This window comes from Roseococcus sp. GW821-FHT12F05, assembly GCF_058806835.1.
The window spans coordinates 322,269-336,720 of record NZ_JBXAQB010000002.1; the positions used below are offsets into that span (position 1 = coordinate 322,269).

The 14,452-nt window shown below is 70.1% G+C and carries 12 protein-coding genes; 5 read left to right on the forward strand and 7 right to left on the reverse strand.

All coding sequences use genetic code 11. The annotated features are described in order from the left end of the window. Window positions 1-3: 3 nt before the first annotated feature. Genes flgG through flgH form a run of 3 tightly spaced genes read left to right on the forward strand, consistent with a single transcriptional unit; the run spans window position 4 to window position 2,452 of the window. Window positions 4-789 (forward strand): flagellar basal-body rod protein FlgG, encoded by a 786-nt coding sequence (gene flgG / locus AC1ROY_RS06325; protein WP_493147748.1) that lies wholly within the window; start codon window positions 4-6, stop codon window positions 787-789. Beyond that, window positions 789-1,721 (forward strand): flagellar basal body P-ring formation chaperone FlgA, encoded by a 933-nt coding sequence (flgA, locus tag AC1ROY_RS06330; protein ID WP_493147749.1) that lies wholly within the window; start codon window positions 789-791, stop codon window positions 1,719-1,721. The genes flgG and flgA overlap by 1 nt, the downstream gene beginning before the upstream one ends. Continuing rightward, window positions 1,718-2,452, forward strand: a complete 735-nt coding sequence (flgH, locus tag AC1ROY_RS06335; protein WP_493147750.1) for a flagellar basal body L-ring protein FlgH — start codon at window positions 1,718-1,720, stop codon at window positions 2,450-2,452. The genes flgA and flgH overlap by 4 nt, the downstream gene beginning before the upstream one ends. A gap of 70 nt (window positions 2,453-2,522) precedes the next feature. Here the strand turns inward: flgH and AC1ROY_RS06340 are convergent, their stop codons facing one another. Further along, window positions 2,523-3,476 (reverse strand): potassium channel family protein, encoded by a 954-nt coding sequence (locus tag AC1ROY_RS06340; protein ID WP_493147751.1) that lies wholly within the window; start codon window positions 3,474-3,476, stop codon window positions 2,523-2,525. A gap of 116 nt (window positions 3,477-3,592) precedes the next feature. On the opposite strand from AC1ROY_RS06340, the gene AC1ROY_RS06345 reads away from it, so the two are divergent. After that, window positions 3,593-5,221, forward strand: coding sequence for a GMC family oxidoreductase (locus tag AC1ROY_RS06345; RefSeq protein WP_493147752.1), 1,629 nt, complete (start codon window positions 3,593-3,595; stop codon window positions 5,219-5,221). A gap of 182 nt (window positions 5,222-5,403) precedes the next feature. Here the strand turns inward: AC1ROY_RS06345 and AC1ROY_RS06350 are convergent, their stop codons facing one another. Both AC1ROY_RS06350 and AC1ROY_RS06355 read right to left on the reverse strand, forming a co-directional pair. Then, complete coding sequence (locus AC1ROY_RS06350) at window positions 5,404-6,987, reverse strand: Na+/H+ antiporter (protein ID WP_493147753.1); 1,584 nt, start codon at window positions 6,985-6,987, stop codon at window positions 5,404-5,406. A gap of 44 nt (window positions 6,988-7,031) precedes the next feature. Continuing rightward, window positions 7,032-8,213 (reverse strand): M20 aminoacylase family protein, encoded by a 1,182-nt coding sequence (locus AC1ROY_RS06355; protein ID WP_493147754.1) that lies wholly within the window; start codon window positions 8,211-8,213, stop codon window positions 7,032-7,034. A 98-nt stretch (window positions 8,214-8,311) separates the two neighbouring features. Between AC1ROY_RS06355 and AC1ROY_RS06360 the strand changes: the two genes are divergently transcribed. Beyond that, complete coding sequence (locus tag AC1ROY_RS06360) at window positions 8,312-9,064, forward strand: IclR family transcriptional regulator (RefSeq protein WP_493147755.1); 753 nt, start codon at window positions 8,312-8,314, stop codon at window positions 9,062-9,064. Here the strand turns inward: AC1ROY_RS06360 and AC1ROY_RS06365 are convergent. Genes AC1ROY_RS06365 through AC1ROY_RS06380 form a run of 4 tightly spaced genes read right to left on the reverse strand, consistent with a single transcriptional unit; the run spans window position 9,050 to window position 14,415 of the window. Beyond that, window positions 9,050-10,615: a M81 family metallopeptidase gene (locus tag AC1ROY_RS06365; RefSeq protein WP_493147756.1), complete on the reverse strand. Its 1,566-nt coding sequence runs from the start codon at window positions 10,613-10,615 to the stop codon at window positions 9,050-9,052. The genes AC1ROY_RS06360 and AC1ROY_RS06365 overlap by 15 nt on opposite strands. A gap of 4 nt (window positions 10,616-10,619) precedes the next feature. Next, a complete protein-coding gene (locus AC1ROY_RS06370) occupies window positions 10,620-11,861 on the reverse strand; it encodes a Zn-dependent hydrolase (RefSeq protein ID WP_493147757.1) in 1,242 nt (413 codons plus the stop codon). After that, window positions 11,858-13,117, reverse strand: a complete 1,260-nt coding sequence (locus AC1ROY_RS06375) for a Zn-dependent hydrolase (RefSeq protein WP_493147758.1) — start codon at window positions 13,115-13,117, stop codon at window positions 11,858-11,860. Before AC1ROY_RS06375 ends, AC1ROY_RS06370 begins: the two co-directional genes overlap by 4 nt. Beyond that, a complete protein-coding gene (locus AC1ROY_RS06380; RefSeq protein ID WP_493147759.1) occupies window positions 13,114-14,415 on the reverse strand; it encodes an ArgE/DapE family deacylase in 1,302 nt (433 codons plus the stop codon). Before AC1ROY_RS06380 ends, AC1ROY_RS06375 begins: the two co-directional genes overlap by 4 nt. Between the last annotated feature and the right edge of the window lie 37 nt (window positions 14,416-14,452).

The following is a 14,452-nucleotide window of genomic DNA, read 5'->3' on the forward strand; positions in this document are numbered from 1 at the left end:
GACATGCGATCCCTGCACATCGCCGCCACGGGCATGCTCGCGCAGCAGACCAATGTGGAGGTCATCTCGAACAACCTCGCGAACATGAGCACGACGGGCTACAAGCGCCGCCGCGCCGAGTTCCAGGACCTGATCTACCAGAACCTGCGCCGCGTCGGCTCGCAGAGCAGCGACACCGGCAGCGTGCTGCCCTCGGGCGCGCAGATCGGCCTGGGCGTTCGGACGGCGGCGATCTACCGCGTCTCCGAGCAGGGCAGCCTGCAGCAGACGGAGAACCGGTTCGACCTCGCGATCCGCGGCAACGGCTACTTCCAGATCCAGCTGCCCTCGGGCGAGATCGCCTACACGCGCGACGGCACCTTCGCGCTGAGCCCGGAGGGCGTGATCGTCACGGCCGAGGGCTATGTGGTGCAGCCGGGCATCACCATCCCGGCCGCGGCGCGCGACGTTACCATCAATGCGAGCGGCGAGGTGCTGGCAGCGCTCGATGGGCAGATCGCGCCGCAGAATGTCGGGCAGATCCAGACTGCCATCTTCGCCAACGAAGGCGGGCTGGAAGCGGTGGGCGACAACCTGTTCCTGGCCACGCCGGGATCCGGCCAGCCGCAGGCGGCGGCGCCCGGGCAGCCGGGGCATGGCGCCGTCTCGCAGGGCTTCATCGAGACCAGCAATGTGAACACGGTGCAGGAGATCACCTCGCTGATCACCGCGCAGCGCGCCTATGAGATGAACAGCCGCGTGATCACCGCGTCGGATTCGATGCTCGAGACGTTGACGAGGCTGCGCTGATGCGCCGGCGTTCCCTCCTCGTGCTGCTCGCCTTCGCAACACCCGCGCAGGCGGCCGAGCCGTCGCTGCTGCGCCCAGGCGCGCTGCTGGACGGCGATACGCTGCGCCTCTCCGACCTCTTCGATCCCGCGCCGGACACGGTGATCGCCGCCGCGCCGCCGCCTGGCCGGCGCATGGTGCTGGAGACGCAGAATCTCGTGAACATCGCGCGGCGCTACGGTGTCGCGTGGCGGCCGCTCACCGCCTCGGATCGCATCGTGGTGGAGCGGCCCGGGCGCCAGGTGCCACGCGCCGACATCGAGGCCGTTCTGCGCGAGGAGCTCGCACATCACGGCATCGACGCGGAGATGGAGATCGAGCTGCCGGGGCTGATCCCACCGATGGTCCCGGCGGCGGCGTGGTTCCAGATCGCGGTGGAAGGCGCCTCGGTGGAGCAGCCGGGCGCGCGCTTCCAGGCGACGCTGGTCGTGCTCGCCGACGGCGCCGGCACGCAGCGGCTGCGTGTCGCCGGGCGGGCGGTGCCGACGGTGCCGGTGGTGGTCGCCACGCGGCGCATGGCGCTGGGCGAGATCGTCGGGCGCAACGACGCGCGGCTCGTGCGGATGCGCGGCGAGCGCGTGCGGCCAGGCCACGCGCAGCAGCTGGAGCAGGTGGTGGGGCAGGAGCTGCGGCGGCCGATGGCCTCGGAGCAGGGCTATGCGCTCGTCGACCTCGGGCCGCCCTCGATCGTGCAGAAGAACGCGCTGGTGACGCTGCTGCTGGAATCGCCCGGCATCTCGCTCACCGCCCAGGGACGCGCGCTGGAAGCGGCGGCGCGCGGCGGCACCGTGCCCGTGATGAACCTCGCCAGCCGGAGCATCGTCGAGGGCGTGGCGGTGGCGCCGGGGCGCGTGCGCGTCGCGATGGGCACCATCCCGATGGCCGCCCGATGAGCCCGCGCCTCGCCCTTCTCGCGCTGCTCGCCTTGGCCGGATGCGGCCAGGCCGAGCGGCTCTCCCGCGTCGGCCGTGCGCCGGACATGTCGCCCGTAACGAATCCCACGGAGGATCCGCGCTGGCGGCCCGTCACCATGCCCATGCCGCAGCCCCGCGAGGCGCCGCCCATGGCGAACTCGCTCTGGCGGCCGGGCAGCAGCACCTTTCTCCGCGATCAGCGGGCGGCGCAGGTGGGAGACCTGATCACCGTCCTGGTCGAGATCCAGGACGAGGCGCAGCTGCAGAACCGCACCCAGAGCAGCCGCAACGGGACGGAGACCATGGGCGTGCCCAACATGCTCGGCCTCGAGACCCAGACGCGGCGGCTGCTGCCGCGCGGCGCCAATCCGGCGAGCCTGATCAACACCAACAGCACCGGCACGACCGACGGCAACGGCACGGTGCGGCGCAACGAGCAGATCACGCTGCGCCTTGCGGCGACCGTCACGCAGTCGCTGCCGAACGGCAACATGGTGGTGTCCGGGCGTCAGGAGGTGCGCGTGAACAACGAGCTGCGCGAGCTCTCGCTGCAGGGGATCGTGCGGACGCAGGATATCGGGAGCGACAACACCGTCCGGCACGATCGGCTCGCGGAGGCGCGGATCGCCTATGGGGGGAGAGGGTCGCTGTCGGATATCCAGCAGCCGAGACTGGGGCAACAGCTCATCGATATTCTTTCGCCGTTCTGACGAAGGGGCTCCGCCCCCGCTGTCTCCGCTTCGCGGCCAGCCCCCGCCAGGAAACTCGTTTCCTGGACCTTCATTCCTTCAGCTTTTCGCGCATGATCTCGGCGAAGCCGAAGAGCAGCAAGAGCTGGCCGATGATCATCTGGATCGTCGCCAGCAGACGCACGCCGTCATCCATCGGCAGGATGTCGCCGTAGCCGACCGTCGCCAGCGTCACGATCGAGAAGTGCAGCGTCTCGGAAAAGTCCAGCCGCGCGATCTGGCCGAACTTCTGGAAGAGCGGCCTCTGCGAAAGCCCATCCGCGATCCGGTAGAAGCAGCCGAAAGCCACCGCCAGCAGCGAGAAGAGCAGGGTATAGGTCACCATCGGCGCGGCCAGGAAGCGCATCCGCGCCGCCACCGAGGCCAGGATGCCCGCCACGTCGGCCAGCAGCCGCACGACGTCGCGCATCGAATGCAACGAGATGGCCGAGAGGATGGCCATCGATCCCAGCAGCGCGGCCGTCTGCCACTCGGGCGCGAACCGGTTCAGCGGGAGGCCGAGGCAGAGGATGGCCAGCACCGCGCACCAGGTCAGCCAGCGGCCGAAGCGCGAGAGATGCGCCATGTCCGCGATGCCGTCCCGCTCGGCCGGGCCGGGCGCGGGAAACTCTCGGCGCCGCAGCACGCAGAGCGCGGCGAAGGACAGGATCGGCATGGCGAAGGCCAGGGGATCCGCCCACCAGAGGATGCCGGGAAAGGCGCTCCGCCCGATGACGACGTAGAGGCAGATATAGACGGCGATCCCCGTCACCACCCCGAGCGCGAAGAGCGAGCCGTGCGGCAGCGCGATGCAGAGGGCCGCGACGGCCAGGCAGCTCACGCCGAAGGCCACGGCGGCGAAGAGCCAGCCGTGATCGGCGACGGCGAAGGCCACGGGCAGCATCAGCGCCAGCGTGATGGCGGCGCTGGTCAGCCCGCCGCGCAGGGCCGAGGGCGCAGGCTCCGCCGCTCCGTAGGGAAGGGCGTGTTTCGATGGATGGGTCATGGTCGTTCTCGGCCGGGTGGGCCGCAATCTGTCGCGCGCCATCGCCGCATGCGACGTCAGTTCCGTGAAATCCCGCGACGCGCTACCCTGGGTTGAATCTCGGGGAGACGGGCGGAATGGACGAGTTCGACTACGTGATCGTGGGCTGCGGCGCGGCCGGATCGCTACTGGCGGCGCGGCTCAGCGAGGACCCCGCCGTCTCCGTCTGCGTGCTGGAGGCCGGGCCGAAGGACCGCAACCCGTTCATCCACATCCCCGCCGGCTTCATCAAGACGCTGAAGGACCCCGGCGTCACCTGGCAGTTCAGCACGGAGCCCACGGAGCGCACGGGCGGGCGGCGCATCGCGACCGTGCAGGGGCGCACGCTGGGCGGCAGCTCCTCGGTGAACGGGATGATCTACAACCGCGGCCAGCCCGGCGACCTCGACCATTGGGCGCAGATGGGCAACCGCGGCTGGGGCTATGCGGACAGCCTGCCCTACTACCGCCGCACCGAGCGGCGCATCGGCTTCGGCGACGACACCCGCCGCGGCCGCACCCAGGGCATCCCGGTGACGGACATGGACTGGATCCACCCGCTCTCCGAGGCCTTCATCGCCGGCTGCGTCGGCATGGGGATTCCCCGCAACCCCGACTACAACAGCGGCGACCAGGCGGGCGTCGGCTACTTTCAACGCGCGATCCTCAATGGGAAACGCGTGAGTTCGTACCGGGCCTTCCTGCACGGCGCGCTGAGCCGGCCGAACCTCTCGCTGCGCACCAATGCGCGCGCCAATGCGATTGTTCTCGACGGCAAGAAGGCGGTGGGCGTGCGCTACATCAGCGAGCGCGGCGGCGCGCCGACCGAGGTGCGGGCGCGGCGCGAGGTGATCCTGTCGGGCGGCACCGCGAACACGGCCCGGCTGATGCAGGTCTCCGGCATCGGGCCGGCCTGGCTGCTGCAGAAGCTCGGCGTCGAGGTGAAGCACGAGCTCGCCGGCGTCGGCGAGAATTTCCGCGACCATTATGCCAGCCGCTTCGTGATGCGAGCCAAGCCCGGCGTCGAGACGCTGAACGAGCTCTCGCGCGGGCTGAAGCTCGGCAACCAGATCCTGCGGTGGGGCACGGGGCGCGACAGCATCCTCGCCACCGCGCCCTCGCACGTGCACGTCTTCTGGAAGAGCTTCGAAGGGCTCGACCAGCCGGACCTGCAATGCGTCTTCACGCCGGGCTCCTACAAGGAGGGCATGGTCTATGTGCTGGACGACTATCCCGGCATGACCGCGGGTGCCTGGCAGCACCGGCCGGAGAGCAAGGGCTGGGTGCGCGCGCGCAGCACCGACGTCTTCGAGGATCCGGAGATCCAGCCCAACTACCTCTCGGACGAGATGGACCGCCGCGTGCATATCGGCGGCATGCGGCTGCTGCGGCGGATGCTCTCCACGCCCGAGCTGGCACCTTTCGTGGACACGGAGACGCTGCCCGGCAAGGACGTGCAGACCGACGACGAGCTGCTCGACTTCGCCTTCAAGAATGGCAGCACGACCTACCACCTCATCGGCACGGCGCGGATGGGGCCGGACACCGACCCCATGGCCGTGGTGGACGACCGGCTGCGCGTGCGCGGGCTGGAAGGGCTGCGCGTGGTGGACGCCTCGATCATGCCGTCCATGACCAGCGCCAACACCTATGCGACGACGCTGATGATCGCGGAGAAGGCGAGCGACTTCATCCGCGGGCGGGAGCTGGAGACGGCGGCGGCCTGACGGCGCGTCGTCTCGCATGGCGGATGGGAGAAGGCTCCGCCCTCTCGCAGCTGTCTCGCCTTCGGCGCCAGCCCCGCCAGAGCTTTTGGCCCTGGACCTTAAAACGGATCGGAGATGCAAGAACCTGGGGTTCTTGCCTGGGTGTTTGAGGAGCGGAGCCCCTCAAGGCGCAACCATCCCCCTCAGGACGTCGCCGAGATCGCGCTGAGCTCCTCGAGGTCCAGGTCGCGCTCCAGATTGTGCAGCGTCTCGTCGTCGATCTCGGCGGCGCGGTGCAGGCGCACGAGCTCGGCCCGCCCGGCCGCGATGGCGGCAAAGATCACCGCATAGTGCGCCTGCAGCATCGGTGCGTGCTCAGCCTCCCGTCCGGGGTATTCCTTCATGATCGCGGCCTGGCGCTGGTACCTGTTGAGCAGTTGCGGATGCACCAGCTTCCCATCCCCGTCATAGGCCATCTTCTCGACAACCGTCAGCTGCACCCGGACCATCGCGGCTTCGGCCTGGGAAAGGCTGAGCCGGGGTTTGGCCTCCCGAGGCTCCCGAAGATCGAGGAGCTGGATGACCAGACCCAGGGTCGCACCCTGGACCAGCACCGTGACCAGGATGATGGCGAAGGCCGTCACTAGCATGAAGTCGCGGCCGGGCATGGTTTCGGGCAGGGTCAGCGCGACCGCCAGCGTCACGACACCGCGCATGCCGGCCCAGCTGATCACGGCCGAGGCCCGGGGGCCGAGCGGCGTCTTGTCGGTGAGGCGGAGCCGCTGCGCCGCGAGGATCACGAGATCCGATGCGAAGACCCAGGCGAATCGCGCCACCGTGGCGGCCAGAATGATGGCCAGGGCGGGCAAGGCCATCTGGTCGACGACCCGCTCGAGCCCGCCCACGCGGTCGAGCACGCCGCGCAGCGAGAAGCCGATCAGGATGAAGACCGAGGCCTCGAAGAGAAAGATCATCACGGTCCAGAAGGCGGTGCCGCGAATGCGCATCCGGGCGGACAGGACGACATGCTGGTACCACCCGCCCACGAGACCCGCCGTCACCGTCGCGATGACACCGGAGACGTGGAGCGTCTCGGCCGCCAGATAGGCCGCCCAGCAGAGCAGGACGGAGGCCGCGATCACCAGGTCGTCCTGGCCGAGCCGGCGGACCAGCAGCACCCAGAGGCCGCCGATCGCGCCGCCGACCAGCGCACCGCCGATGGCCAGGATCACGAAGCTCATCACGGCGTCGCCGGCGTCAAAGGCGCCCGTCAGCACCGCCGCCACCGCGAAGCGGAACAGCACCAGGCCCGTGGCGTCGTTGAGCAGGCTCTCGCCTTCCAGCAGCGTCATGATCCGCCGGGGCAGGCGGACGCGCTGGAGCACCGCGCGCGCGGAGACGGCGTCGGGCGGGGAGACGATGGCGCCCAGTGCCGCGCAGGCCGCCCAGGGCAGCCAAGGCATCAGCAGATGCGCGACGACGGCGACCACCAGGGTCGTGAAGATCACCGCGCCGACGGCGAGCGACAGGATGCCGATGAGATGCCGCCGGAAAGGGCTGATCGCGGTGAACCAGGCACCATCCATCAGCAGCGGCGGCAGGAAGATCACCAGCACCAGCTCGGGGTCGATCGAGACGACCGGCACGCCGGGCAGGAAGGCCAGCGCCGTGCCGCCGGCCAGGAGGGCGACGGCGGGCGGCAGAGAAAGGCGATGGGCGGCATAGTGCAGGATGATGATCGCGAGCAGCATCGCGATCACCAGCTCGAAGACCTCGACGGAGTGCATGCTGTCGCCCCTGATTCGACGTTCCGCCGAGATTGGTCCGGCTGCTAGGCTCGGGACAACTCCTTCTCGACGATGCCGACAAAGCAGCTCGCGCCGATCGGCAGGAGCTCGTCGTTGAAGTCGTAGCGGCCGTTGTGGACGGGGACGGCATGGTCGCCGGCCTCGCCCGCCTGGCCGAGCAGGAGAAAGGCACCGCCCGGGGAGGCCTGCAGCATGTAGGAGAAATCCTCGCCGGCGGTGAGCGAGGGGAAATCGTCTTTGATGCCCTCAGGACCGACCACGGCGGCGGCCGCGTCGGCGGCCAGGGCCGACTGCTCCGGCGTATTGATGGTGGGCGGGTAGGAGCGACGGTAGTCCAGCTCCAGCTCGAGACCATGGGCGGCGGCGGTGCCGGCGACCATCTGATGGAACAGCTCGTCCATCTGCCTGCGGTTCTCGGGCGTCAGGGTGCGGATGGTGCCGCGCATCTCCACCACCTCGGGGATCACGATGTCGGAGGTGCCGGCGTGGAACTGGCCGATGCTCAGCACCGCCGTGCTGTGCGGGCTCATGCGCCGGCTCACCAGGGATTGCAGGGCGCTGTAGAGCTGGGTCGCGCCCGGCAGCGGGTCGAGGCCGCGATGCGGCTCGGCGGCGTGGCTGCTGCGGCCCTTCAGCTTGATGGCAAAGTAGTCCACGGCGGCGAGCACGGTGCCGGGGCGGATCGCCACCACGCCGAGCGGCAGCTGCGGCAGGTTGTGGATGCCGTAGACGGCGTCGCAGGGGAAGCGGCGGAACAGCCCGTCCTCCACCATGGCCAGCGCGCCGGTCAGGCCTTCCTCGGCCGGCTGGAAGATGAAATGAACGGTGCCGGAGAAGTCGCGCGTGGCGGCGAGATGCTTCGCGGTGCCGAGCAGCATGGCGGTGTGCCCGTCATGGCCGCAGGCATGCATGGCGGCGGGGTAGGTGCTGCGATGGGCGAACTCGTTGAGCTCCGGCATGGGCAGCGCGTCCATGTCGGCGCGCAGCCCGATGCTGCGATTGCCCGGGTGCTTCCCGCGCAGCACGCCGACCACGCCGGTCCTCCCGATCCCGCGATGCACCTCGATGCCCCAGGATTCCAGCTTTTCCGCCACGATGCCTGACGTGCGGACCTCCTCGAAGCCGATCTCGGGATGGGCGTGGAAATCGCGGCGCCATTCCGTCATCTCGGGCTTCAGGGCGATGAGGGATTCGAGGATGGGCATGGCGACGGCTCCGGTCTGGCGGGGCCACGCTAGAAGCGCTGAACTTGCGGTGTCAATGGATGATGGATTAGTGTCATCCCATGATACATCCGGAGCTGATGCCCAGCGTCCCGGTCGTCCGCGCCCTGGATCGCGGCCTAGCCCTCCTCGCCGCCTTCTCGCCTGAGAGGCCACGCCAGGGCCTGACGGAGCTCGCCCAGGCCGCCCAGCTCGACAAGGGCACGGCGCGGCGGCTGCTGCAGACGCTGACGCTCGCGGGCGTGGTGCGTCACGACGCGGCGAGCGGCCGCTACGCCCTCACGCCGAAGGTCCTGAGCCTGGCGGCTGCGGTGGAGACGGGCGGGAGCCTGCGCGCCTCGGCCGCCGGCCTGCTGCGCGACCTCGCCCGGCAGACCGGCACGACCAGCTTCCTCTGGATCGCCGACGAGGGCATGGCCCTGTGCCTCGACCGCGCGATGGCCCCCCTGCCCGAGGTGGACGCGGTCTGGTTCGCCGTGGGCGCCCACGCACCCATGAACAGCGGCGCGGGGCCGCGCGTGCTGCTGGCGCATCTCTCCGAGTCCGATCGGGCGCGCGCCCTGGCCCTGCCCATGGCGACCCGGACGCCCGCGGCCGAGACGCGCCCGGACCGGCTGGAGCGCGCGGCGAAGGCCATCCGCGCCCGTGGCTGGGAGCTGGCGCGGGACGATTTCGTGATCGGCCTCGCGGGGTTGGGCGTGCCGATCCTGGCGCCGGACGGCGCACTGCTGGGCGCGCTCAGCCTCTCCGGCCTGGCGACGGCCTTCGGCGATCCCGCACAGCCGCGGCACCTCGCGCTGCTGCGCGAGGCTGCCGCCTCACTCGGCCGTTGAGGCTTCCGTCGGGTCGATGCTGCTCAGCGGCGGCCCCTTGGGCTGGCGGTACTTCTGCCAGCCGAAGCGGCGGTTGTCGCCGGGGCGCAGCCGCATCTCCTCGCGCAGCGCGGTGAAGGGCAGCGTCGCCGGGTCGGCCACCACGGGGCCGGGCGCGGCGGCGACGATCACGGTCTCCGCGATGGGCTGGAAATGCGCACGGAAATGCACGCTGGACTTCACGGCGAGGATTTTCTGGTCCGCCGGCTCCACGCCGATGTGCTGGAACATCGACTGGTCATGCGCCTGCATTTTCCGGCTGACGATGACGACGCGCACGCCGCCGATCCGCAGCAGGGCCGAGGGACCAAGATCCGCCGGGTTCCCCTTCCCCATCGGCCCGGTGAGCGTGAACTTCCCGTCGCCCAGCCGCTCCACCACGCCGGTGACCTGCAAGGGCGCGCCGTCGCTCTTGCCGCCCAGCGCAAGGCTGACCGTCGCGCCCTCGCCCGCGGCATGGCAGGCCAGGGCGGCCTCGGCGTCGTTCATCGGCGCGATGACGGCGCCCTGCGCATCCTGGCGGATCAGCTCGGCCAGCAGGCCGGTCGTGTCGCCATGGCCGCCGCCGCCGGGATTATCCTGCGTGTCGGCGATCACCACGGGCTTGCCGGCATTCGACGCGACGCGGATCGCCTCGGCCACAGCCTCGGGCGCCTCCTGCACGCCGCCGATGAAGGCGCTCTCCAGCCCGGCGATGTGCTTTTGCAGCGCATCCGCCGCCGCAGCAGCAGCCTCCTTCGTCTCAGCATAGGCGGCGATGGCCTGGCCGCAGCCGGGAAAGTCCGCATAGGGGAAGCCGAAGCAGTAGGCGAGCTCGACGATGTCCTGCTCCAGCTCGGCGCGCTTGCCCATCACGCCGGCCATGGGCTCGACCATGGTGCACTGGCTGGTGATGGGGATCAGGAAGTCGAGCTCGCGGAAGGCCATGGCCCAGGGCGCGCCGCGCGCGATGCGCTTGAGCAGCAGGCTCATGGAGCGCTTGCCGACCGCCAGCATGTCGATATGCGGATAGGTGCGGTAGGGCACGATGACATCGGAGAGCTCGGCCATCAGCCGCGTCATGTTGGCGTGCGGATCGAGCGTGATGGCGACCGGGATATCGCTGCCCGCGACGGCGCGGACGCGGCGCAGCACCTCGCCCTCGGCATCGGGATAGTCATCGCTGACCATGGCGCCATGCAGGTCGAGGAAGATGCCGTCGAGCGGGCCATCCATGAGCGCGCCGGAGAGCGCGTCGATGAGCATCGCGCTGATGCGCTCGAAGGCCTCGCGCGTCACCGGGCCGGCCGGCTGGGCGAAGGTCCAGCCGAGCGGAACCACGCTGGCGCCCTGCTCCACCGCCTCCGTGATCGCGGCGGCGGCGCAGGCCGAGGTGCCGCGCAGGCCGTCGAACATCCCGGCCGGGCGTTGCAGCGGCGGCAGCCCGCCCGGCTGGAGGAAGTTCTGCCAGTTCGTGGCGACGGGGGCGAAGGAGTGGCTCTCGTGCAGGAAGCCGCCGACGGCGATGCGCATCTTGTCAGTCCTTGGTGTCAGCGGTGGCGATGACGGCATCGGCGAGCACCCGCAAGCCCTTCTCCGACCATTCGCGGGAGATGGATTCGCTCGGATGGTGACTGACGCCGCCATGGCAAGGGATGAAGAGCATCACCGCCGGCATGCGCGCGGCGGCGTGATAGGCGTCGTGGCCCGCGCCGGAGAGGATGTCGCGATGGCGCGCGCTATGGCGGTCGGCGGCGTCGCGCAGGCGGGCGGCCAGGCCCTGATCGAAGACCACGGCGCGGAAGCTCCAGTAGGGCTCGCGCTTCACGGCCAGCTTTCGCCGCGCGGCGATGTCCGCGAAGGCGGCATCGGCTTCGGAGAGGAGCCGGTCCAGGGTCTCATTCGACGGGTGGCGGTAGTCGAAGGAGAAGCGCACCTCGCCGGGCACCACGCCATCGGCGCCGGGGTCCACCATGAAGCGGCAGACCGTCATGCGGCCCTCGGGCGCGATGCGGTGCAGGATGGCCTCGGCGGCGGACATCATCTCGGCGGTGCCGAGCAGCGCGTCGCGGCGCATCTCCATGGGCGTGGTGCCGGCATGGCTGGTCTCGCCGATGACGGTGACCTGCGCACGCTCGGTGGCGAAGCCGCCGGTGACGATGCCGACCTCGTAGCCCTCGCGCTCCAGCACGGGCCCCTGCTCGATATGCGCCTCGAAATAGGCGGCGGCGGCCTGGAGCGCGGCAGGATCGGCGGCGCCATCCCAGCCCGTGGCCTTCAGCGCGTCGCCGTAGCGCTCGCCGTCTTCGATCGCCGGCGCATTCAGCACCGCCGCCTCGGAGAGGATGCCCATGGCGCCGGCCGCGCCGATCATCGAGGGGCTGAACCGGCAGCCCTCCTCGCTGGTCCAGTTCACGAGGATGATGGGCGCCTCGGTGACCGTGCCGCTCTCGTGCAACGCGTGCAGGATCTCCAGGCCGGAGAGCACACCATAGGGGCCGTCGAATTTTCCGCCGCTGGGCTGCGTGTCGAGATGGCTGCCGACCAGCACGGGCTTGCGCGTGGGGTCGCGGCCCTCGCGCCGCAGCATCATGTTGCCGAGGCGATCCGCGGTGACCGTCAGCCCGATCTCCTCGCCCCATTTTGCCAGCAGCGCGCGCGCCTCGCCATCCAGCTTCGACAGCGCCGGGCGATTGTTGCCGCCGCCCGGGATGGGGCCGATCTGCGCCATTTCCATCAGGCGGTCCCAGAGCCGGTCGGGCGAGAGCGGCAGGTTCACGGCTTTACGAGCCCCGCGGTGACCAGCGCCGCATCGGCCAGCACCTGCAGGCCGGCGGTCGCCCATTCGGGCGTGATGCTCTCGGCCTCGTTGTGGCTGAGGCCGCCATGGCAGGGGCAGAAGACCATCACCGTCGGCACCTTGCGTGCCATGTAGACGGCGTCGTGGCCGATGCCGGTCGGGATGTCCCGCCACTTCAGCCCGCGCGCGGTGGCGCCGTCGCGGGCGCGCTGGATCAGCGCCGGATCGAAGGGCGTGTTCGGCGAATGCCAGAAGTTGGTGACGGTGATCTTCACGCCGCGCTCCAGCGCAAGCTCCTCCGCGCGCCCCTTCAGCTTGCTCTCCATCGCGGCCAGGCACTCCGGGTCGCCATGGCGCGTGTCGATGGTGAAGAAGACGCGGCTCGGCGCGATGTTCCGGCTGGCGGGGTAGATGTCGACGACGCCCACCGTGCCGCGGCCCGGCTCGCCGCTTGCGGAGACGGTGCTCAGCGCGATCTCCTCCACGGCTGCCATCAGCGGCGCCGCGGCCATGAGCGCGTCGTGCCGCCCGGCCATGGGTGAGCCGCCATGCGCCTCCTCGCCCTCCACGACAACCTCGAACCAGGTCTGGCCGAGGGCGTGGGTGACGATGCCGACGTCCTGGCCGCCATCCTCCAGCAGCTTGCCCTGCTCGATGTGCAGTTCCAGATAGTGGCCGACCTTCTGGAGATCGGCGGGATCGGCCGTGCCCTGCCAGCCGATGCGCTTCAGCTCCTCGCCGAAGACGGCGCCGTCGAAGGCGGTCTTCGCGAGGATCTCCGCCTCGGTGAAGATGCCCATGGCGCCGCCGCTGCCCATCATGGGCGGCGAGAAGCGCGAGCCCTCCTCATTGGTCCAGTTGATGAGGAGCAGCGGCGCCTCGGTCTCCGCACCGGCCTCGTGCAGGGCACGCATGATCTCCAGTCCCGCGAGGACGCCGAGCACGCCGTCGTACTTGCCGCCTGTGGGCTGCGTGTCGAGATGGCTGCCGATGGCCACCGGCGGCAGCGAGGGATTTTTGCCCTCGCGCCGGAAGATCATGTTGCCGAGACGGTCCACCGTCAGCGTCAGCCCGACCGCCTCGCCCCACTTTTGAAAAAGCGCGCGGCCCTGGGCATCCACGTCGGTCAGCGTCTGCCGATTGCAGCCGCCCTTGGGCGTGCCGCCGATCTCAGCCATCTCCATCAGGCTGTCCCAGAGGCGGGCGCCGGACAGGGGAAGGTTGGTCTGGCTCATAGGCTCTCCACTCCGCACCACTCCGCGATGCTCAGCGCGATGGTGCGCGTGACGTTGTGGACGCTCTCGATGGCGACGCTCTCGTCGATGCCGTGCACTTCCTGCGCGTCCGGGCCGAAGACGAAGGCCGGCGTATCCTGGTAGAGCTTGAAGTGGCGCGCATCGGTGAGGCCCAGGATCGACACGCCCGGCAGCTCGGCGCCCGTGGCCTCGGCATAGCTGCGGCGGACCGTCATCGCGATCGGGTCGTCGCTGGAGAGCATGCAGGCGTCCGCCATGAAGCCCCTGAACTCCAGCTTCACCTGGGTGCCGCGAAGCCGCTCGTCGCTCGCGGCCTTGGCGACAAGCGCCTCGATATCCGTGCGCACCTGGCTTGCTGGATAGCCGAGCATGACGCCCACGCGCATACCGATGCGGCACCGCGTGGCCACGGAACTGTTCCACTCGCCGCCCTCGATCGTGCCGAGGTTCACGTTGATCGGGTGGTTGTGGCCATGGAAGGCCGCGTGAACGTTCTCGGCCCGGTTGCGCTCGGCCTCGTAGTCCTTGAAGGCGCCGGCGATGACGTTGGCCGCCTCGATCGCGTTGATGCCGGACTGCATCCGGCTCACATGCGCGGGCCGCCCGCTCACCGTGACCCAGGCCCAGACCACGCCGACCTCGGCGGTGTAGTAGCCGTCCCGGCCGGGGCCGGATTCGGGGATGATCACGCCGTCCGCCTTGGGCATGGCGAGCATGGTGGCGAGCGCGCCGTTGCCCGTGCACTCCTCCTCGATCACCGCCTGGAGCTGCACCTCGGCGGCGGGCTGGAGGCCAGCGCGCTTCAGGGCGAGGAAGGCCATGTTGTAGGCGACGACGCCCGCCTTCATGTCGCCGGCACCGCGGCCATAGACGCGGCCGTCGCGGATGGTCGGCGCATAGGGCGGCGTCTCCCACATGTCGGCCGCGCCCTCGGGCACGACGTCGATATGGCCCTGCAGCACGAGGCTGCGGCCCTTTGCACTCTTCGGGCGGTGGATGGCCGCGACGTTGTCGCGCCCCTCGTAGGAGATCAGCGGCGGCGAGAAGCCGGGATGGCCCGCCAGCTTCTCCGGCACCGTCGGCACGCGGATCGGCGCAAGGCCGAGATAGCGGTACAGCCGCTCCATCTCGTTCAGCGCCGAGGCCTCGTTGCCCAGCGTCGACGGGCAGCGCACCAGCCGGAACAGCCAGTCCAGCGTCTCGTCACGAAGGGAATCGGCGGCGTCCAGGATGGCGCGTCGGGCGCCGGCATCGAGCGAATTCATGCGGCGCAGCATGGCCAACGGGCGCCGCGGTTGTCCAGGGCACCAAGGC

What these genes read in the sequence shown, in the direction of transcription:
- flgG (WP_493147748.1), top strand. Translation starts at nt 4, where the DNA reads ATGCGATCCCTGCACATCGCCGCCACGGGCATGCTCGCGCAGCAGACC.
- flgA (WP_493147749.1), top strand. Translation starts at nt 789, where the DNA reads ATGCGCCGGCGTTCCCTCCTCGTGCTGCTCGCCTTCGCAACACCCGCG.
- flgH (WP_493147750.1), top strand. Translation starts at nt 1,718, where the DNA reads ATGAGCCCGCGCCTCGCCCTTCTCGCGCTGCTCGCCTTGGCCGGATGC.
- AC1ROY_RS06340 (WP_493147751.1), bottom strand. Translation starts at nt 3,476, where the DNA reads ATGACCCATCCATCGAAACACGCCCTTCCCTACGGAGCGGCGGAGCCT.
- AC1ROY_RS06345 (WP_493147752.1), top strand. Translation starts at nt 3,593, where the DNA reads ATGGACGAGTTCGACTACGTGATCGTGGGCTGCGGCGCGGCCGGATCG.
- AC1ROY_RS06350 (WP_493147753.1), bottom strand. Translation starts at nt 6,987, where the DNA reads ATGCACTCCGTCGAGGTCTTCGAGCTGGTGATCGCGATGCTGCTCGCG.
- AC1ROY_RS06355 (WP_493147754.1), bottom strand. Translation starts at nt 8,213, where the DNA reads ATGCCCATCCTCGAATCCCTCATCGCCCTGAAGCCCGAGATGACGGAA.
- AC1ROY_RS06360 (WP_493147755.1), top strand. Translation starts at nt 8,312, where the DNA reads ATGCCCAGCGTCCCGGTCGTCCGCGCCCTGGATCGCGGCCTAGCCCTC.
- AC1ROY_RS06365 (WP_493147756.1), bottom strand. Translation starts at nt 10,615, where the DNA reads ATGCGCATCGCCGTCGGCGGCTTCCTGCACGAGAGCCACTCCTTCGCC.
- AC1ROY_RS06375 (WP_493147758.1), bottom strand. Translation starts at nt 13,117, where the DNA reads ATGAGCCAGACCAACCTTCCCCTGTCCGGCGCCCGCCTCTGGGACAGC.
- AC1ROY_RS06380 (WP_493147759.1), bottom strand. Translation starts at nt 14,415, where the DNA reads ATGCTGCGCCGCATGAATTCGCTCGATGCCGGCGCCCGACGCGCCATC.